An 18,395-nucleotide genomic window follows, 5' to 3' on the forward strand; every position below is an offset into this window, starting at 1 on the left:
AAGAAGGGATAAGAGAATCGCGAGCTTCGGCGCTTTGCGGCGCATCACCGCCGATGCCTCGGCTCTACGACACTCTTGCCGTGACGATAGCGTCCGGCGCCGCCCGCCGCTTCCGTACTTTCTACCCATTGGAAATAGGCTTGCCGTGAAAAGCGCCAATACGATTGCGATATATGCATGCGACGATCGAACCCGTCGCGATCGAACTTGTCTATATTCTCATTCCATTGCCGCAAGTCTCAAGATAAGCGCCGTGAATAATCGATACGGATCGAGCATAATGTGCTGTTCACGCAATCGGTCACGTGCGACGTCTTGTTCGAACCATTCGGGAGAAACGCATCATGAGCGATTTGATCAGCCCGGCCTTTTCAAGCTTGATCGATCAGATACCCGGCGTTTGCGCCTGCAAGGACGCAGGATCGATCTTCCTTTACGGGAATACGGCATTTAAGAAGTCGATGGGTTTGGATGAGGGTGTCCCGATGCTCGGCCTTCGGCATCACGATTTGCCCGCGGCTTTCGGTTCGTACGACGATAGCTATGTCGCTCAGGATCGATTCGTCATGGAGCGCGGCGCCACCGTGCGCAGCATCAACATCTATCACGCCGGGGAGATCGGCGTGAAAGCCTACCTCGTCGTCAAGAGGCCGTTCGTCGATTGCGAAACGAACGCACGCGGCGTACTCATGCACGGCACCGATATCACGGATATCAATAGCAACATGCTGAAACTCGTGCGCGAGGCACCCCATGGGCGATCGAAAACGATGCCGCGCGGCAGCTTCGTCATCAACGGGGAAAAGCGCGACATCGATTTGACGCCGCGCGAAACCGAAATCTTGTTTTTTCTGCTACGTGGCGGCGTGGCCCGCCGCATCGCCGACCTGCTCTCGATTTCGGTCAGAACCGTCGAGCATCACATCGACGCTTTGAAAGACAAGTTCACGGTGGCATCGAAGTCGGAATTGATCGAAAAGGCCATCGAAAAGGGCTATTTCTATATCACGCCGGCGACGTTGTTCGGCGTCGATTGACGCGCCGCCAAGGCCGGGCGCTCGCCCTGCCGCCTTACCTACCAGCCGCCGCCCAGCGCTTTGAACAAATTCACGCGTGCGGCATTCAACGACACCGCCGAATCGGCCAACGCAGCTTGCGCCGCCACGCGATCGCGGCTCGCGTCGAGCAGTTCGAGCTGGGAGATATTGCCTGCCCGATAGCGGTCGTTCGCAAGCTCATAGGCTTGGCGCGAACGCGCGTCCGCCTCCTCGAGCGAGGCATAGCGCCGCTGCTCGGCGCCGAGGCTCGTCAAGGCTTGCTCGACCTCGCGCAGGGCCGTCAAGACGGCGCCGTCGAAGCTTGCAAGCGACGCCTGGGTTTGCGCCCTCGCCTGCTTCACGCGCGCGCGCGCCACGCCGATGTTCGGAAAGCTCCAACTGAGCGCGGGGCCCACGCCGAAGGTCCAAGCGGGCGTCTGCGCGCTACCGCTCGACGTGCCCCCGCGCAGGTAACTCACCGCTCCATTTAATGAAAAGCGCGGGTACAAATCGGCCACCGCTACGCCGATGCTCGCGGTATCGGCTGCAAGCTTACGCTCGGCTTGGCGCACATCCGGGCGGCGTCGCAGCAACGCCGCGCCGTCTTCCACGGGAATCGGTCCGGCAAGCTTCGGCGGGTGCGAGCAGGCGGCCGCTGCGGCAGGCACGTCCGCCGGTGTCCCACCGACGAGCGCCGCCAGCGCGAACAACGCGTTCCGGCGTTGCGCCTCGAGTGGCGGCAAGCTGGCTTCGGTACTGGCGAGCGAGGCCGCCGCACGCTGCGCGTCGAACGACGAAGCCGCGCCCGCGTCGACCTGCCGTTGCGTCAGCGTGAGCGTCTCGCGTGCGATACCGATCGAGGCATGCGCTGCGGCAACCGATTCGGCGAGCGAGCACGCCGTGACGTAATTGCGCGTCGTTTCCGCGGCCACCATGGCGCGCACGGCGTCGCGCGCCGCTTCGGCCGCTTGGACGTTGGCGCGCTCGGCTTCGACGCTTCGCCTCACGCGGCCCAGCAGATCGATCTCCCATGACACGGCGAACGCGCCCGACGAAGTCCACTGCTTTTGCGGCAACGGCAATGCCTGGCTCGAAGACGACGCATTGTTACCGTAAGACTTCGACGCCGATAACTGCGTGGACGGAAATTGAGCCGCATCGACTTCGGACAACACGCCCCGCTCGCGCTCGAGGTTCGCCACAGCGACGCGCAAATCGGTATTGGCCGAGAATGCGCGCTCGACCAACGCATCGAGATCTTTATCGTCGTAAAGCCGCCACCAGTCATGCGGCAGCGGCGCGGCGGTCGCGACATCGTTCGTGCTCAAGAATGCTCCGCCTGCGCTCGCGGGCACTTTCGGCGCCACGTAATCCGGCCCGACCGCGCAGCCGCCGGCCAACAGCGTTACGATCAACGCGGGTGTCAATGCGATACGCGGGTTACGCATGGCTCGACACCTCGCGCTCGAGTTCTTTTGCCCGCGTCGACAACGCATGCTCACGGTGATCCTTCGCGATCAAACTGTAGATCGTCGGCAGCACGAACAGCGTAAAGAGCGTGCCCACGAGCATGCCCGCCACGACGACGATCCCGATCGCAAAGCGGCTCGCGGCTCCCGCCCCTCCCGCGAATAGAAGCGGAACGAGACCCGTCACCATGGCGGCCGTCGTCATCAAGACGGGGCGCATCCGGATTACGGCCGCTTTCAGAATGGCCTGCGCCGGCCCCACCTTTTCGCGTAGTTGGATATCGTTCGCGAACGAAACCATCAGGATGCCGTGCTTCGAGATCAACCCGATCAACGTAACGAGCCCGATCTGCGTATAGATGTTCAGCGTCCCGAAGCCGAGCCATAGCGGCACGAGCGCGCCGCATACGGCGAGCGGGACCGTCACGAGAATCACGAGCGGATCGCGCAGGCTTTCGAACTGGGCGGCCAGGACGAGAAAAATAACGACGAGCGCGAAGCAGAACGAGAGCGTCAGCCGATTGCCCTCGGTGACGAACTGACGGCTATCGGAGAGCCAATCGATCTTCGCGCCCGGCGGCAGCGGCTGCCGCTCGAGAAAATCGACCGCTTGCCCCATCGTCACGCCGGGCAGCAACACGCCCGACAACGTAACCGCGTTCATTTGGTTGAACTGCGGCAACCGGTTGGCCGCCGGCGCCACCTGCACGTCCACGACGGTCGAGAGCGGCACGAGCTTGCCCGATTGCGCGCGCACGTAATAGCCGGTCAGGTCGCCCGGCGCGCGCCGGTCGCGCTGCGGTACCTGCGCGATCACGTCGTAGGAACGGTCGAACCAATTGAAGCGATTGATATAGTTTTCTCCGACCAACGTAGCCAACGTCGATGCGATGTCCGACATCGCAATGCCCATCTCTCCGGCCTTCGTCGCATTGATCGTCATGTGTGCTTGCGGGCTGTCGAACGCCACGTCGCTATCGACGAAAGCGAAGAGCCCACTACCCCACGCCGCGCCCTTGATGCCCTCCATAGCGCCATACAGCGTCGTGAAATCCGTTGGCGCGCGCACGACCATTTGCACCGGAAGCCCACCGCTTCCCGCGGGCAACGCGGGCGGTTGAAATGCCGTGACGAACGCGCCCGTGATACCGGCGCTGCTTTGGTTCAACGCGGCTTGCACCTGACCGGCCGATTGCGCGCGGGTTGACCACGGTTTCAGCACGATGCCGCCGAAACCGTTGTTCTGCCCGTCGCTACCGTTATAGAGAAAGCTGCTGTGGTAGTCCGAGAACCGTCGAAACACCGCTTCGACGTGCTGCGACACCTGCTCGGTGTAGCGCACGTTCGCGTACTGCGGCGACTTCGTCTGCACGAACACGTAGCCTTGGTCCTCGGTGGGCGCGAGCTCGCGCTGCACGCCGAGAAACATGAAGACGATCCCCGCCAGCACCGCGACGCAGACGAGCAAGACGGCCGCGCGTGCGTGGAGCGTGCGGGCGAGTAAGCCGCTATAGCGCCGCGTGAGCCCCTGGACGAGCTGCTCGACGCGTTTGGCCAAGTAGCCTTCGCTCAACTTCGCGCTGAGCAAAAAGCTGCTCATCATCGGCGAAAGGGTCAGCGCAATGACGCCGGAAACGATCACCGCGCAAGCGAGCGTGAACGCGAATTCCTTGAAAAGAGCCCCCGTCAACCCGCCCATGAGCCCGATCGGCGCGTAGACGGCCGCCAGCGTGATCGTCATGCCGATGACGGGCCAAATGATTTCGCGCGCGCCGAGCAACGCGGCCCGCGCCGGGGAGAGTCCGTCTTCGATGTGCCGATGGATGTTTTCGACGACGACGATCGCGTCGTCCACGACGAGCCCGATCGCGAGCACCATCGCCAGCAAGGTCAATAAGTTCAGCGAGAACCCGGAGACGAGCATCAGTGCCGCCGTTCCCACGAGCGAGAGCGGGATGGTGACGATCGGGATGACGACGGCGCGCAGCGTGCCGAGAAACAGGAAGATGACGAGCACGACGATGACGATGGCCTCGATCAACGTATGGATGACTTCCTCGATGGACGCGTTGACGAAGCTGGCCGTATCGAACGCGTTGACGATCTTCAGCCCCGGTGGGGCCGCGCGTTGCAGATCGGGCAGCAGCTTGTCCACACCGGCGACGATGGTGAGCGGATTGCCGTCGGGCGTGGGGGAAATCGCCAAGGCGACCGACGGCGCGCCGTTATAAAAGAAGCTGCTGTCGTAGTTTTCGCCGCCGATCTCGACGGTGGCGACATCGGAGAGGCGCACGACGCTATTGGCGCCATGCTTGATCACCATCTCCCTAAAGCCCGCGATGCTGCGCATGTCGGTGGCGGCCGTGATCGGGACCACCGTGCCGGCGCCCTTGAGCGCACCCGGTGCCGCCTGAACGTTGTTGGCGCGCAGCGCATCGGCTAAATCCCCAGCCGTCAAGCCATGCGCGGCGAGCTTGACGGGATCGACCCACAGCCGCATCGCGATCGTTTGTCCGCCGACGATATCGGCCGACGCGACACCGGGCACCGACGTGATCAACGGCTGCGCGACGCGCGTGATGAAATCGGTGATTTGCGGGATCTTGTCCTTGTCGCCGACGAACGCGAGGTACTGCACCGCCGAAACACCGTCCGTCACCTTGCCGATCACGGGGTCGTAGGCGTCGCGCGGCAGTTTGTATTTCACCTGTTGTATCTTCGCGAGCACCTCCGTCATGGCGCGATCGGCGTTGGCGTTCAAGACGAGCTTCGCCTTGATTTCGCTACGCCCCTGCGTGGAGGTGGACGTCAGATATTCGATCCCGTTCGCGGATGCGATCGCCTGCGCGATCGGCGTCGTCACGAAGCCTTGCATCACTTCCTGGCTCGCGCCCGGATACAGCGTCGTAACGGTAATCGTCGCGCTTTCCATCTTCGGATACTCGCGCGTCGGCAGCGATACGAGCGAAGCGATACCGGTCAGCAGGATCAGCAAGCTCAGCGTGACCGAGAGAATCGGGCGCTGGATGAACAAGTCGGTGAATTTCATCGATCAGCCCCCCGTGGCGTTCGCGCTGCTCGTCTTGCCGGTCGGGCCGTTCGCTGTTTCGTCGACGATATGCACCGCGGCGCCGGGCCGCACGCGCAGTTGTCCCTCGGTGATGACGACGTCGCCCGGCTTCAAGCCGTCCAAGACGACGACCTCGTCGCCGATACGGCGTCCCGTGGTGATAGGCACGATCTCGGCCTTGCCCGTGCGTCCGGCCGTGAGGGCGCGGATCACGGCCGCCGCATTGCCGGATGCGGACGTCATGACGGCCGTCGCCGGTACCATCAGCGCGTCGGGCTCGGGCGGCAGCGCAACGGCGACGCTCACGTACATCCCGGGTCGCAACACGCCGGTCTTATTGCTCAGCGAGGCTTGGACGGTTGCGTTGCGCGTGTCGTTGCTGACCTGCGGTTCGATCGCGTCGATGGCGGCTTGCTGGGGGGCGCCGTCGAGCGCATCGGCCTTGACCGTGACGCGCTGCCCGATGCGCAGGCGATCGAGTTGCCGTTGCGGCACGTCGAAGTTCACGTACAGCGTGCTCAGATCCGTCAGCGTGACGATGGGGTCGCCGGCGTTGACGTACTGCCCGAGATCGACTTTACGCAGCCCTAGTTCACCCGAGAACGGGGCGCGCACGCGCATCTTGCGGATGCGCGTTTCGATTTGCTGTACTTGCGCGGCGGCTTGATCGCGCTCGGCCCGCCGCTGTTGCAACAGCTCCTTGGATGTGGCGCCGACGGCGGACAACTCATTGGCCCGCTTCAATTGTTGATCGGCGAAGATCGCGCTCGCTTTCGCCGCGACGAGATTGGCCTGCTCCGTCGAATCGTCGAGCTGAATCAACGGCGTACCTGCATTCGCGCGCTGCCCCGACTCGAAACCGATTTCGCGGATACGGCCTGGGATTTCATTGGCCACGCTCACCTGCCGCACCGCGCGCAACTCGCCGACGGCGTCGATGCTGACGGGCGCCGGTCCCGCTTTCACTGTCACGGCGGCAACGTCGATCGGCCCGCCCGATGACCAACCGGACGAAGCCGCCCGGCTCGTGCGCCAAAACCAAAGTGCGGCCGCGATCGCCAGCACGATGAGCGCGGTTCCGACGAGCGCCTTCCACGACGTGCCCCGCACCGCGGGCGTCGCCGCCCCTTTCGGCGAATGTTCGTTCATCACGGACTCCCGGCATGAATTAAACCCGACTATCAGTCGGTATTGCGCCATTATTCGACTAACGGTCGGTTTCGTCAACGTGACGGTTTGCCCCGCTGCTTCGGGTGCATGGCAGCGCGATAAACTATGCGACGTGCGTAACCGGTACTTGCCGCCGTCGCGCGTAACATCAACCGATATCGATGCGAGAAACGCTTTTGACGTCCACCACGAAGGAAATAACCGGCGCCGAACCCGCCAGCCAGCGGCGATCGCAGCCGCGCGGGCTGCGCAGCGCCAAGAAGCTTCTGGATGCGGCTGCGTCGTTGTTCGTCGCGAAAGGCGTCGAGGAGACGACCGTCGATGAGATCGTTTTATTGGCCGGGACCGCGAAAGGCACCTTCTATCACCACTACGAATCGAAGGCGGCGCTGCTGGTCGCGTTGCGCGAGAGCGTGATCGACACGTTCCAGGCGCATATCGACGAGGCGATGGCCGCCTGCAACCCCGACGACTTGCCCCGTCGATTGGAGGCGTGGGTAAAGGCTGCGGCGGAGGGCTATGTCGCGATGGGGCCGCTGCACGATGTCGTGTTCGGTCCCGAGTCGCCGCGTTGGACGGCTTCCGACCGAGCTTTCATGCGCGACTTGACGGCGTTGATTCGACGCGGACATACGCAAGGCGTGTGGCGCTCGCCGAATGCTCATGTCAGCGCAACGTTTTTATTCCGAGGCGTGCTGGGCGTGATTGACGATCTCATCCTCGCCGGTAAGGAACCGCTTTCGGCGCAGCGCGCTTGCGTCGCGCTTGCGCATCATCTCGTCGGCTTCGAACGGGGAAGCGCGTAGGCGGCGCTCATTTCGGCGACACGACGACCGGCGGCGCGGGCCGTTGCGGCGTGGCCGATTTGCCCCAATTGGAGCCGAAGCGATTGCGTTCGGTCGATAGATTGAACGTACCTAGCCGATTCGAGGGCGACTTCGCCAGCGCCTCGGCCGCGCTTTGCGATGCCCCGGAAGACGCAACCGGCTTCGCCTTCAGTTGCTCGGCCAGGCAGTCGTAGGACAGCGCCCGCTGCCCTTGGACTTGCGCATCGACACACACGGACTTTTTCGCGGGTGCAGCCGTTGCCGCCGAGCCGCTCGTCTGCGCAAGCGCCGTGCTAAACGACGCCTGAAGAAAGAAGGCGGCCAGCACCGCGCCGAACGCGACGGCCCGCTTGCTGCGGGCGCCCGCATCCGCCCCATTCGATTCCAAGCCTGCCGATGTCATTGCCCGCTCCTCGTTGGTCCTCATATGTCCCGCGACTGCTTGAAAAAGCGCTCGAATACGTTGCGCTCGGCCGGCGTCACGTGCGCGCCATGTCCGTTTCCGAGGTTGCCCCACATGGACGCCATATCGTGCAACATCGTCCATCGAATCACGTGTCTGCCGGTTGGAAACGGCGTCGCTTCAGGCTCGCTGTATTCGATACGGAAAAAGCCGGGAGTGTCGGAGCGAGCCGCCCATAAATCGCCGATATCGCGCACGCTGGCATCGAACCAAAAACGCAGCCAGCGGATAGATTTGTGGGGAGGATCCCGCAGGTCGGCGGGAACGCTCAATCGCATGAAGCCGGCAAGCGCAAGCAAAAGCGGCGCGATCGCTTCCTCGCGAAGCTTCGCATACGACCATATCCCGAGCACTTCCGCATAGGACAGCGTGGTTGTCATGCGGGCCATGCTAAACGTGGGGCACAGGTGCTTGATCAGCGCGTAATGGCGCTCCCAGTCTTCGGCGAAGCGCCGCCGGTTCGCCGTGGCGAGCCGCACGTTGCGCTGTACCCGCCCGGCGAGGTCGAGCGGCTGATAGTGATCGGTCGTCAGCACGCATTGCGCGGCTTGGCGGGCGTGGGCATGCCGCGCATGCCCCGGCATATCCGGTACAAGTACCAGCGGCCCGAGACACAACGGGCAATGCCCGGGAAACCGTCCCTCATAGGAGATGCAACCGCTTTGCTCGACGCCTTGTATGACCTGCGCCCGCTGCCTCGTCATCGTGCCCTCGCGAATCGATCGCTCATTGCAGAGTGGCGGCCGAGGACGTATCGTTTTGCGGCGGCGGCGCCGAACTCTCCTGCTGATCGGCGGCCGCATCGGGCGATGCCGCCTGCGCAGCCATCGCGGGACGATTGCGAAGATGAAGCAAAAACTCTTGAATCAGCCGGTCCCATAGCTCGATCGTCGAGCGCAGGTGCCGCGCGCTCACGCCGCCCGCGACCACGACGTCCATCTCGAGCGCGAGAAACGCGCCGTGGCTTGCCAGTCTTGCGAAGCGCTTGGTGCGATTCCAGCTAGCCACCAGTTCTAGCTGCAACTCGCCCTGCACTTGCATGATGCAACTCAGGGTGTAATCGAGGTAGCGCACCGCATTAGGCTGTGCGCTGTCGGCGGGTTGCGGGTCGAGCATGGCCGACGCGACGTTACCGAACCGTACGGCAAAACCGATCCCTTGGCTTGCGCTCATCAATTGGACGATCCCGTTTTGCTCGGCCGCCGTCACGCGGTAGCCCGAAGCACGAAAGAGATCGGCAAGCTCCTCGATGCCGATCGCTTCGATCCAACCTTCGTGGCCGAGGGCGTTGCCGCCGGCATTCGTCGCTTGCTCGTTCATTGTGTGTTCCTCAAAGACGTTGTTTAAAAGGACGATGGGTTCGGCACCCGTTGCATGCGAAGACTCATGGGCGAGCGGCCGTCGCAGCAGCACTCGATGCGCTTTGCGGCGCATGAGCCGCCGGGTCGTACTTATCGGCATATAGCGCGTCACCGTAGCGCTCCCCGATCTCTTCGTATTTCACGCGCGCCTGTTGCGCGAAAGGCTCACGAGTGCGGAAAATCGCGCCGAAACCGACGTGCTCGTAGGCATCGAGAATGTCATGCCCGACACGATACAAATCGGCATTCTTCGCTTCGCAGGCCTTTAACTGGCCGTCTCGCTCGGAAACCGAGCTTGCCATCGCGGCACGCTGGGTTTCCGCTGCCCGTGCCGATGAAACCAGTGCTTCGTACGCCGTCTTGATCTTGGATAGTTGGAGCGCATCTTGCGCATGGCTGGCCTTCTCTTGCGCGAGCGCGCGGTCGGCAGCCGCAAGCGCGCCCGAACTCCCTTGCGTCGTGCCCAATTGCGCTTGCAGCGCCTTCACCTGCGCAAGCGCACTGTCTCGCTGCTGTTCCGCCGTCGATTTGTCGGTCTGAAGCTGCGTTTGGGTGTCCTGCAGTTGGCGCAACTGCATGATCGTCAGGCGCAGTTGAGCACGCAGCTTGTCTTCGATGCTCTGCGCGCGCGCGCCGCCGGCGTAAAGCAGCGCACCGGCGACGTGCGCCGCGATGGCGAAATGGCGAACCGTCTTCATGGTCAGAATCTCGCGTTGAGCTCGAGTTGCAACACGTCGATCGATTCGGGCGGCCCGTAGATTTCACGGGCACTGAGGTACCGCGCCGAAAGCCACGTATCGCGAGCCACGGCGTATGCCGCGCTGAGGATATAGCCGCGAGCGTTGGTCCCGCCCAGATGGAAGTCCGGATCGTTGAGCGCATCGAGCGTCGCATCGGGCTGCAAGTACTTGTAGCCGAGCGAGAAATTCCACTGCCCCTTCGAATTCGGCTCGGGCTCACCCAGCGTCACTTTTGCGAAGTAGCCGTTCGGGCCGCTACGATAGTCGTTGCGCGTGGCATTGATCGACGTCGAGTCGTAATTGTTCACGGGCAACGAGGCCGCGCTGAACGCCTTGTCTTCGTTATAGGCGAGATTTCGAACGTACTCGCCGTCCAAACGCAGCTTCAGCCGATTGGCCACGACGGTATCCCACTGCCCCTTCAAGTCGAGCAAGCGATAGTTGTAGGCGAGCCCGAACAATTGCGGCTCCGGCGTCGCGCCCGGCGCAAGATTCGGATTCTGAACGATGTTGCGCAATGCGAGCAGCGTATTGCCGCCCTGCATGAACGTCGGGGCTTCGTTATCGGTGCTGCAACTCGTCACGCCGGCATAGAGGGCGCAAGGCGAGGACAACGTGCCGCGCAGGTTTTGGAAGTCGTAATAGGCGATCGCACCCTTGACCGTGTTGTGCTCGTCGATCTTCCATTTCGCACCGAACTGCGCCCCGAGCATCCACTTCGTATCCCCGCCCACCTTCTGCACGCTGTTCGATGGGAAGTTGTCGACCGTGTATTGAATCGGGAACAAACCGAGCGTGCCGAACAAAGTCACGTCTCGATTGGACGGCAATGTGCGCTCGAAGCGCGCCGCCAGGCCGTCCATTTCAAGGTCGTTCGAAAACAGCAAATCCGACGAGAAGAACGGATTGTCGAAGCGACCCGCGAGGACATTTAGCCAAGGCGTGGGCTGGTACGAAAAGAATGCCTTGTTGAGCCAAATGTTCTTCTTCGAGAAACCCCCGCCCGCCGTTGCCGTGGTGGAGACCGGCCCGTTGTCGTTGCCCGAGGCAAGCCCGATGCCAGCCTTCAACTGCTCCGACAACTGCGCCGTGACGCCCAGGCGGGCTCGGAACCGTTCGAGGTTGTTGCGATTGCCCGTCGTGTTCAGCGTCGGCGCCTGCACGCTATTCGTATTCGAGTTGACGTCGAACCCGCCACCCTGGTTCATCGCCATGAAATTCGTCACGTTGTTCGCGTTCCGGGCCCCGAAGAGGCGGTACTCGTCGCGCACGCGCAGATCGCCGTCGAGCGTGAAGCGCGACACCCAGTCCGGAAACGTGTTCGGCAACGCCCAGTTTTCGGCCTTGGCTTGAGCGACGACCTCTTGCTTGACTTGGTCTCTGATCTGATCTCGCACGACTTGCGGCACGTAAGGCACCGCCACGTCCCCCGGTTGCGTCGGCGCGTTCACGACGGCCGCGCCCGCCGGCGCACGCGTGGCGCTCGCCGCTTTCACCTGCGCGGTTTCCTCTTGCGCCTCGCGGATCAAGTCGTTCGCGTTGGCCTGCGTAATGACGCCGCGCTTGACCAGAAGATTGATCAAGTTGATCACCGTGCTTTCCGTCGGCGCCGCCTTGCCCGCTGCCGCTTGCGTCTCGAGCGACTGTGCTTGCACGCTACCCGCGCAAACGAGCCCGAGTGTAAGCAGCGTCGCGCTCACCCGCGAAAGCGGCGGTGCGAACGTGCGAGCGCCGGCGTGCCGGGGACCCCGTCGATGTGTCTTCCGAATCATCAAATCTCTCCGCGTAACTGCTGTGCTTGTCGGCATCGCCCGTGGCTCGAGCCGTGCCTCGTCGTCCGCGCCCGCTGTCTTGGCGTCGCGTTATATCGGTTTGCGTCCTTGCAGCTTCACGAGCACCGGATAGGTCGTGGCCGGTGGCGGCGCCTCGTCCACTTTGCCCATCGCCTCGATGGCCGCGACGACCGCCGCGTCGAGCTTCTCGTCGCCCGTGGACTGCGCGATGCTGACCTTCGTAATGTGTCCCGAGGCGTCCATCCACAAGTTGAAGCTGCCCGTGAAGCGCGCGCCGCCCGCGTCTTGCACACCCTTGTCTTGCTCGATAGCCCGCTGCAGCACGTAGACCATGTACTGCGCGTAGCTCGCGTTGCCGAAGCGTCCGCCACCGCCGCTGCCGACGCTGCCCGAGCCGTCCCCCGCGGCAATCCCGAAGCTATCCGTGCCCGCTTGCGCCGGCGCATTCATCGTCATTTGCTTCGGCTGGTTATCGGTCGGCTTCGGCGCCTCCGCGGGCTTCGGCGCGATCGTCGGCTTATCGACCGGGGTCTTCGTCTCTTCCTTCACCTTCTCGGGCGGCGGCTTTTGTTTCGGCGGCGGCGGGGGCGGCGGCAACGGGATGACGGTCGTGACCTGCGGGGCCGTGACGCGCTTCACGCCCGCCGTATCGGATGCGTAGTGCCAAATAAGCGCGGCCACACCGACGAAAACGAGCCCGATCGCGATCGGCTTGACGTAGCGCAGCACACCTTTACGTTGCGGGCCGCCCTGATATGCCATCTCCATCGTCGGCCCCTATCCGCCTTGCTTCGCGCGGCCCGTGACGAGCCCGACCTGCGACAAGTCCAGCCGCCGTAGCAGATCGAGGACGTCCATCACCTTTTGGTATTGCACGGCCGAATCGCCCTTGAGCACGATCGGAAAATCCGGGTTGCTCGCCTTCTCCGTGCGCAGCCGGCTTTCGAGCTCGTCCATCGTGACCGGATAGGCATCGAGATAGACTTGGCCCGAATCGGCCACGGTGATCGCTTTCGTCTTCGGCTTCGCCAGGCTGGCCGAGGAGCTCGCCTTCGGCAAATCGACCTTGATGCCTTGCACCGAGGCCGTCGTCATGATGATGAAGATGATCAGCAGCACGTACGCCAGATCGAGCATCGGCGTGATGTTGATGTCGTCGTACGGCTTGTCGTCGTCCTGAACCTGCATGATGTCCTCCGCTTGGGTTCAGTCCGCTCAGTCCGCCAGCAACGCGTGATCGGGCGCCCGGTGCGCTTCCGCGAGGCGCGTGACGAATTCGTCGACGAACACTTGCATGTTCGCGGTCACGTTCTTGTTGCGAATGAGCAGGTAGTTGTAGCCGAACAGCGCGGGGATCGCGACGAACAACCCCGTGACCGTCGCGAGCAACGCGGCCGCGATACCCGGCGCGATGGCATTGACGTTGACGTCGCCGGCCGCCGCGATCGCGGCGAACGTGATCATCACGCCCACCACCGTGCCGAGCAGGCCGAGGAACGGGCCGCCCGAAATCGCGATGGTCAGCAGCACCATCGATTTCGACAGCCGCTGGTTCTCGCGCACGAGCGTGGCATCCATCGATGCGCGAATCGCTTCGATCGACTCCGAAGTGATGACCGTGCGGCCGTTATCGTCCACGCGGCTGTGAATTTCGGCCACGCCGGCTTTATAGAGCCGATACAAAGAGGACTTGCTCAGCTTGCGCCCTTCGTCGCTCGCCTCCGCCGTGTGGGCGAGGCCCACGAGATGCTTGCCCGCGACTTGGCGGAAACGTTGAACGAAAAAGTCGTTCGCTTTATCGACGGTGCCGACGTATTGCGCCTTCGTCCACATGACGACCCACGAGATGGCCGCCATCACGAGCAAGATGCCGATGACGACCCACGCGTCGATCGTCACCGAATGCACGATGACCCCGAAATAGCCGAAGCCGAAGCCCGATTGCTTTTCGTCGGCGCCGTAAGCGACGAGCTTCGATTCCGATCCTTCGGACAGCGCTTCGAGTGCGATCGCCTCGGCCGGGCGCGCGACCTTCGAGAGCCGCAGTTCGTCGAGCGCGCCGTTGTAGCCCGTGAAGGCGCCCGCTGTGCCGCCGACGTCTCCGCCCACCGCGGCGGCGCCCGTCAGCGCCGGCAACGCCGCCGCGATCCGCGAGATCTCCTTGCCGTTGACATAGACGGTCAGCGCTTTGCCGTCGGCCGTCACCGCGAGATGGCTCCATTGGTTGACCGCGATCGCCGTGCCCGCCGGCGTGCGGACCGGCGCGGCGCCGCCATCGACTTCCGCGAACGGCACGCCGTTGTCCAGCCCGATCAGCAATGCGCCGCTCTGATCGCGCTTGCTATAGAGCAATACGTTGGGACCCAGGGCCGCCGGCTTGACCCACGCGCTGAACGTGAAGCTCGAGCCGGCCGCCTCGTCGAGCGAGGGCGACGCGGGCAGCGCCAGCGTACTCGTGCCGTCGAAGCGCGCGCCTTTGCCGACGATGCCATCCTCGATCGTCTTGAACGTGGCATTGCGGCCGTTGTTCGCATAGGCGGTCGCGTCCTTCGGCGGCGTGCCCGCCGCGTCGTCGAAGTGATAGACGAGCGTGTAATCGGGATCGAAGACTTGCGCGGCTTTGCCCGCATCGGCCGTCTTCTTGTTGCCGTAGTACATCCAGATCGACTGTGCCGCGCCGGCCGGCATGGCCGGCACATCGACCCAAATCAGCGCGACGCCGAGCACGGGATCGTACTGTTCGATCGCGTAATTGAGCGGGGTCTTGTCGTCCGCCGCCACGAATCGAATGTCGCCGCCGTTGTCGGCCAGGCCGTCGAACTGGAAATTGCCCGAGTGCAGCCGGATCAAAAGCGGCATGCGCCCCGAGAAATTCGTCACGTTCGCGCCCTTGGGGCTCATATCGATCGTAATCGCCTTCCGGTACGACCAATCCGATTGCCACCACGCGTTCGCCACGCCGGGCAACAACCCCAGCAGTGCGGTCAACATCAACACCAGTGCTCGCTTCACCATATCCCCCGAGTGGACCGCGCCGGCGCGGGCCGGCACGCATTGATCTGAACCGCCGTCAAAAACCCAGCCGCACGTAAAAGTCGAATCGCGGGCTATAGCGCCGCGTGTAGCCCCCAGGCTTGAGCGGCCAGCCTGCTTCGAAATCCGCGCTCACGTACTTGAGCATCTGCATGCGCGTGCCCAACCCGACGCTCAACAAGTTGAAGCTCGACGTCTGCTCCGGCAGCGGGCTCAGCAACCAAAGGTGCGCGGCATCGACGAACGCATGGAAGCGCCACTCGCCGACGTGGCCGCCAACCGTCTTACCGAGCCATTTACTGACCGATGGGCTCACGAGTTCGAACGAGCCGATCACGCCGCTATCGGCCGTGTCCTCGGCCTGCATATAGCCGCGCACGCTATTCATGCCGCCTGCCGAAAACTGTTCGCTCGAGACGAGCGGCGAATCGGCCAACTGCGCGCTGACGTGCGCGCGGGCCCGCATGTCGTTCGAAAAATGTTGGGTGTGGTCGATATCGAACTTGCCGTACAGGAAATCGGGCTGCGCGTTGTAGCGCTTGCTATCCCACGTGCTCCAATCGCTGCCCACGCCGCGAATATTCGTCGTCAGCGCCGCGCTGAAACTCGTTTGCGATTGCTTCAGGCTCAGTTGGCTGTTGTAGGCCAGCGTGACGGGGACGTAGGTCAGCGGAACAGTCGAGTTTTCACCCGCCACGCTGACGGTTTCGTCGAAATGCTTGCGGTCGATTTCCACGCTGACCGATTGGGCGTAGGTATCCGTCGCCGGCAACGTGTAGATCGCCGTCAAGCCGAAGGTGGTGCCCTTTCCGAGCACGTTGGTTCCCGCCACGGACGCGACGTTGCTGTCCGAATGCACGACCGTGGCCAGCAAACTCCAGTGGGAGTCCTGCAGCGGCGCCAAGTACGAGAACGAAAACACGCGCGCATCGTTCGGATGCTGCGGCGCGATCAAATACGTGCCCGACAGTACGTGCCCGAGCTGCCACAGGTTCGAGTAGCTGAAGGTCGCGCTCGTGCGCAGCGCCGAGGTGCCCGGGCTATTGTCGTTGTTCAAGTCGATCGTGCCGTGAATGGGGCTGTGGTCATCGACCTTCAGATCGACATCGACCGTTTGCGGCATCGCCCCCGGTTCGAGCACGGGTATCACCTGCCGGTCGGCCGTACGATTCAAGTCCGCCAGTTGCTGCTGCGCGGCGCCGAAATCGGGCACCTTGCCCTCGGCGAGCGCAGGCACCGCGTCGCGAATGCGCAGCGGCGAATCGTATTTCGCGCCTTCCACATGCACGCGCCCCACCTTCGCCTCGACCACCTGCAACACGATCACGCCGTTCTTGACCTCTTGCGGCGGCAACTCGACGACGACCGACTGATAGCCTTTGTCTTGATACACCTTTTGCAACGCGTCGCGCGCGGCATTGACGTCCGCCAGCGATTTGCCCGGGCCTTCGAACGGGTACACGGCCTTCTCGACATCCAAGCCGGTCAACGTCGTGTTGCCGCGCACGATGAACTCGTTCACGTCGAAAACGCGCGGCGCACTCGCATGCGCGGCGGCATCGCTCCTCGCGCCGCCGTCATCCTGCGCTTGAGCGCCCCCCGCCCAACCGAGCCCCGTCATCACGGCAACCCCTGCCCACCGGCAGTGCCGCGACCACTTGCGCCCGCATGGTTCCCCGTCAACTCTCGGCGGCATGCGCCATTCCCCTTTTCATTCGATTCCTCGCCGCGCCGGTTCGTCAGCCTATGAAAAGACGTCTGCATCTGCTCGCGCCTCCTTCGTACCGTACCTGCATAACGATGTTGCAATCGCGTGACTATCGGTTAGTATTCCTAACGAAAAGCTAGTGACTGATTTTGCTTCGATGCCGACCGGCTAGACACTCAATAACCAAGACGGAACGCGTACGCGTAACCCGCACGATTCGTTGCATGACGATCACGCCTTGCCTTCGGCGTTGGCATCCTCGTCTTCTTCTCGAGGCCGCGTCTGCCAGAATCCGCTCGTCATCGTCGCGATCGACGGCGTCTCGCGCCACTCGTTCGGGCTCAGAATCTCGGCGCGCAGCACATTTGGCATCACCTGCACGTCGAACACCTCATGCACGCCGTTGTAGAACTGCAAAATGCCCAGCACTTCACCGGTGCGGGCATCGAGCGCGGCCACGCCCGCGACGAGTTTTTCCCGTTCCCGCTCGATCGGCAGGCCCTGCGGCCCGCGCTTCTCGCGCAGCTTGGACAAACCCACGAACAACACGCCGCCGTATTCGGCCAAGCCGTGCGGGAATCCGGGCAAACTGGCCAAGACGCGTTTCTCGCCCGTGCCGGGGTCGATCTGCAATACCTGCCCGCGTCCGCCTTCCAGTACGATCAGGCGGCCGCCGATGATGCGCGGCGAATGCGGCATCGAAAGGCCGCGCGCCACGATACGTCCGGAAGGGACTTCCATGAGGATGCCGCCGCCGGCCATATTCGCCCGCCATCCGAACGGCTCATTGGACTCGCCGAGCGCCGTCGCGAAACGGACTTTTCCGGCATGCAACGCCATGCCGTTCAAATGGCAGCGGTCGTCGGGCAGCGAATCGGTAATGAAAGGCGGCTGCCAAATCGACGTGAAATTGAAATAGCCGTCGATCACGCAGATGCACGAATAGCGCGTGTTGACGGCAAGCACGACCTGTTTGTCGAACGCCATGTCGTGCAAATCGAGATCGCCCGTGTAATACGTCATGCGCGGCACGAACATCGCATCGTAATAGCCCGGCCTCGCCGGGTAATGCGGCGCGAGGGTCGACACGTTCGCGAACATCATCAATTCATGAATCGTCGCGACCGCCAGCCGATTGCCCGATACGGTCATCCCCATCGAACGCGGCAACACGCACGCGGACAGGGTCGGTATTCCGTTTTCCACGCCGAGCAAGGCGACGCCCGACGGTCTTCGACTCAATGCCAACGAACATTTGAGCGAAGCGAGCACTTCTAGGAAGCGTCCGGTATCGCGCAGATTGATTAGCGCCGCGTCGTCCGCCAACTCCAAGGCGTCGGGTTGATGCTCGTCCATCGATCGGTCGGCTCCCCGCGTCGGCCTATGACGCGTATATAGATTCACGATTGGTTGTGCGCGCACCGACCGGCTCGAACGTATTCGATCGGCAAACGCGGCACTCTAGTCACTAGACGGAATGCGACGCCTAGTGCCGCACGGATTTTTTAAACTCTTTTGTCTACGCGCTTGTCATCGCGCCGACACACGACGTATCGCTCGGATCGATACGGGTTGAATCGCTTCAACCGCCTATCGTCGTATTAGATATCGCAACTTTTTATGACAGCGATCGTTTAAATGATGGACCCACGACGTGTCTCCGTATTCGCTGTGCGGGATAGGTCGTCGCGGTGCGTCCTAACGTTTACACGTGGATGCATGCG

15 protein-coding genes are annotated in these 18,395 nt (G+C 63.0%); 2 read left to right on the top strand and 13 right to left on the bottom strand.

From position 1 onward, the window contains the following. Nucleotides 1–344 precede the first annotated feature (344 nt). The gene (locus C0Z18_RS07140; protein WP_102644693.1) at nucleotides 345–1,037 is read left to right on the top strand and encodes a LuxR C-terminal-related transcriptional regulator; all 693 of its coding nucleotides are present in this window, start codon (nucleotides 345–347) and stop codon (nucleotides 1,035–1,037) included. A gap of 38 nt (nucleotides 1,038–1,075) precedes the next feature. On the opposite strand, the gene C0Z18_RS07145 is transcribed toward C0Z18_RS07140, so the two are convergent. From C0Z18_RS07145 to C0Z18_RS07155, 3 genes are read right to left on the bottom strand one after another with little or no spacing between them, the layout of a single operon-like run. Beyond that, nucleotides 1,076–2,485, bottom strand: a complete 1,410-nt coding sequence (locus C0Z18_RS07145) for an efflux transporter outer membrane subunit (protein WP_102644694.1) — start codon at nucleotides 2,483–2,485, stop codon at nucleotides 1,076–1,078. Beyond that, nucleotides 2,478–5,555 carry an efflux RND transporter permease subunit gene (locus C0Z18_RS07150; protein WP_102644695.1) on the bottom strand — a complete coding sequence of 1,026 codons (3,078 nt, stop codon included), beginning with the start codon at nucleotides 5,553–5,555 and terminating at the stop codon, nucleotides 2,478–2,480. The genes C0Z18_RS07145 and C0Z18_RS07150 overlap by 8 nt, the downstream gene beginning before the upstream one ends. A 3-nt stretch (nucleotides 5,556–5,558) precedes the next feature. Next, entirely contained in the window at nucleotides 5,559–6,725 is a 1,167-nt protein-coding gene (locus C0Z18_RS07155) for an efflux RND transporter periplasmic adaptor subunit (RefSeq protein WP_102644696.1), read from the bottom strand. A gap of 182 nt (nucleotides 6,726–6,907) precedes the next feature. Here C0Z18_RS07155 and C0Z18_RS07160 point away from each other — a divergent pair, with 182 nt between their 5' ends. Next, nucleotides 6,908–7,552 carry a TetR/AcrR family transcriptional regulator gene (locus C0Z18_RS07160; protein ID WP_102644697.1) on the top strand — a complete coding sequence of 215 codons (645 nt, stop codon included), beginning with the start codon at nucleotides 6,908–6,910 and terminating at the stop codon, nucleotides 7,550–7,552. Nucleotides 7,553–7,559: 7 nt separating this feature from the next. Here C0Z18_RS07160 and C0Z18_RS07165 read toward each other — a convergent pair whose 3' ends face one another. From C0Z18_RS07165 to C0Z18_RS07210, 10 genes are all read right to left on the bottom strand, one after another. Further along, nucleotides 7,560–7,976, bottom strand: coding sequence for a hypothetical protein (locus C0Z18_RS07165; protein WP_233217220.1), 417 nt, complete (start codon nucleotides 7,974–7,976; stop codon nucleotides 7,560–7,562). A 20-nt stretch (nucleotides 7,977–7,996) separates the two neighbouring features. Then, nucleotides 7,997–8,740, bottom strand: coding sequence for a hypothetical protein (locus C0Z18_RS07170; RefSeq protein ID WP_102644698.1), 744 nt, complete (start codon nucleotides 8,738–8,740; stop codon nucleotides 7,997–7,999). A gap of 22 nt (nucleotides 8,741–8,762) precedes the next feature. Next, nucleotides 8,763–9,356 carry a YbjN domain-containing protein gene (locus C0Z18_RS07175; protein WP_102644699.1) on the bottom strand — a complete coding sequence of 198 codons (594 nt, stop codon included), beginning with the start codon at nucleotides 9,354–9,356 and terminating at the stop codon, nucleotides 8,763–8,765. A gap of 64 nt (nucleotides 9,357–9,420) precedes the next feature. Beyond that, nucleotides 9,421–10,095 (bottom strand): hypothetical protein, encoded by a 675-nt coding sequence (locus tag C0Z18_RS07180; protein WP_102644700.1) that lies wholly within the window; start codon nucleotides 10,093–10,095, stop codon nucleotides 9,421–9,423. Between the two features lie 2 nt (nucleotides 10,096–10,097). Then, a complete protein-coding gene (locus C0Z18_RS07185; protein WP_102644701.1) occupies nucleotides 10,098–11,909 on the bottom strand; it encodes a putative porin in 1,812 nt (603 codons plus the stop codon). A 90-nt stretch (nucleotides 11,910–11,999) separates the two neighbouring features. Next, nucleotides 12,000–12,698 (bottom strand): energy transducer TonB family protein, encoded by a 699-nt coding sequence (locus C0Z18_RS07190; protein ID WP_102644702.1) that lies wholly within the window; start codon nucleotides 12,696–12,698, stop codon nucleotides 12,000–12,002. Nucleotides 12,699–12,707: 9 nt separating this feature from the next. Next, nucleotides 12,708–13,118, bottom strand: a complete 411-nt coding sequence (locus C0Z18_RS07195) for an ExbD/TolR family protein (protein WP_102644703.1) — start codon at nucleotides 13,116–13,118, stop codon at nucleotides 12,708–12,710. Nucleotides 13,119–13,145: 27 nt separating this feature from the next. Then, a complete protein-coding gene (locus C0Z18_RS07200; RefSeq protein WP_233217230.1) occupies nucleotides 13,146–14,921 on the bottom strand; it encodes a DUF2341 domain-containing protein in 1,776 nt (591 codons plus the stop codon). Between the two features lie 79 nt (nucleotides 14,922–15,000). Further along, nucleotides 15,001–16,659 carry a ShlB/FhaC/HecB family hemolysin secretion/activation protein gene (locus C0Z18_RS07205; protein ID WP_102644704.1) on the bottom strand — a complete coding sequence of 553 codons (1,659 nt, stop codon included), beginning with the start codon at nucleotides 16,657–16,659 and terminating at the stop codon, nucleotides 15,001–15,003. 243 nt (nucleotides 16,660–16,902) lie between these two features. Next, nucleotides 16,903–18,027, bottom strand: coding sequence for a TIGR03032 family protein (locus tag C0Z18_RS07210; RefSeq protein ID WP_102644705.1), 1,125 nt, complete (start codon nucleotides 18,025–18,027; stop codon nucleotides 16,903–16,905). Nucleotides 18,028–18,395: the final 368 nt, after the last annotated feature.

Source organism: Trinickia dabaoshanensis, assembly GCF_002879885.1.
In the GTDB taxonomy this organism is placed as follows: Bacteria; Pseudomonadota; Gammaproteobacteria; order Burkholderiales; family Burkholderiaceae; genus Trinickia; species Trinickia dabaoshanensis.

Coding starts and splice junctions, on each gene's coding strand:
- C0Z18_RS07140 (WP_102644693.1), top strand. CDS start 345: ATGAGCGATTTGATCAGCCCGGCCTTTTCAAGCTTGATCGATCAGATA.
- C0Z18_RS07145 (WP_102644694.1), bottom strand. CDS start 2,485: ATGCGTAACCCGCGTATCGCATTGACACCCGCGTTGATCGTAACGCTG.
- C0Z18_RS07150 (WP_102644695.1), bottom strand. CDS start 5,555: ATGAAATTCACCGACTTGTTCATCCAGCGCCCGATTCTCTCGGTCACG.
- C0Z18_RS07155 (WP_102644696.1), bottom strand. CDS start 6,725: ATGAACGAACATTCGCCGAAAGGGGCGGCGACGCCCGCGGTGCGGGGC.
- C0Z18_RS07160 (WP_102644697.1), top strand. CDS start 6,908: ATGCGAGAAACGCTTTTGACGTCCACCACGAAGGAAATAACCGGCGCC.
- C0Z18_RS07165 (WP_233217220.1), bottom strand. CDS start 7,976: ATGACATCGGCAGGCTTGGAATCGAATGGGGCGGATGCGGGCGCCCGC.
- C0Z18_RS07170 (WP_102644698.1), bottom strand. CDS start 8,740: ATGACGAGGCAGCGGGCGCAGGTCATACAAGGCGTCGAGCAAAGCGGT.
- C0Z18_RS07175 (WP_102644699.1), bottom strand. CDS start 9,356: ATGAACGAGCAAGCGACGAATGCCGGCGGCAACGCCCTCGGCCACGAA.
- C0Z18_RS07180 (WP_102644700.1), bottom strand. CDS start 10,095: ATGAAGACGGTTCGCCATTTCGCCATCGCGGCGCACGTCGCCGGTGCG.
- C0Z18_RS07185 (WP_102644701.1), bottom strand. CDS start 11,909: ATGATTCGGAAGACACATCGACGGGGTCCCCGGCACGCCGGCGCTCGC.
- C0Z18_RS07190 (WP_102644702.1), bottom strand. CDS start 12,698: ATGGAGATGGCATATCAGGGCGGCCCGCAACGTAAAGGTGTGCTGCGC.
- C0Z18_RS07195 (WP_102644703.1), bottom strand. CDS start 13,118: ATGCAGGTTCAGGACGACGACAAGCCGTACGACGACATCAACATCACG.
- C0Z18_RS07200 (WP_233217230.1), bottom strand. CDS start 14,921: ATGTTGACCGCACTGCTGGGGTTGTTGCCCGGCGTGGCGAACGCGTGG.
- C0Z18_RS07205 (WP_102644704.1), bottom strand. CDS start 16,659: ATGCCGCCGAGAGTTGACGGGGAACCATGCGGGCGCAAGTGGTCGCGG.
- C0Z18_RS07210 (WP_102644705.1), bottom strand. CDS start 18,027: ATGGACGAGCATCAACCCGACGCCTTGGAGTTGGCGGACGACGCGGCG.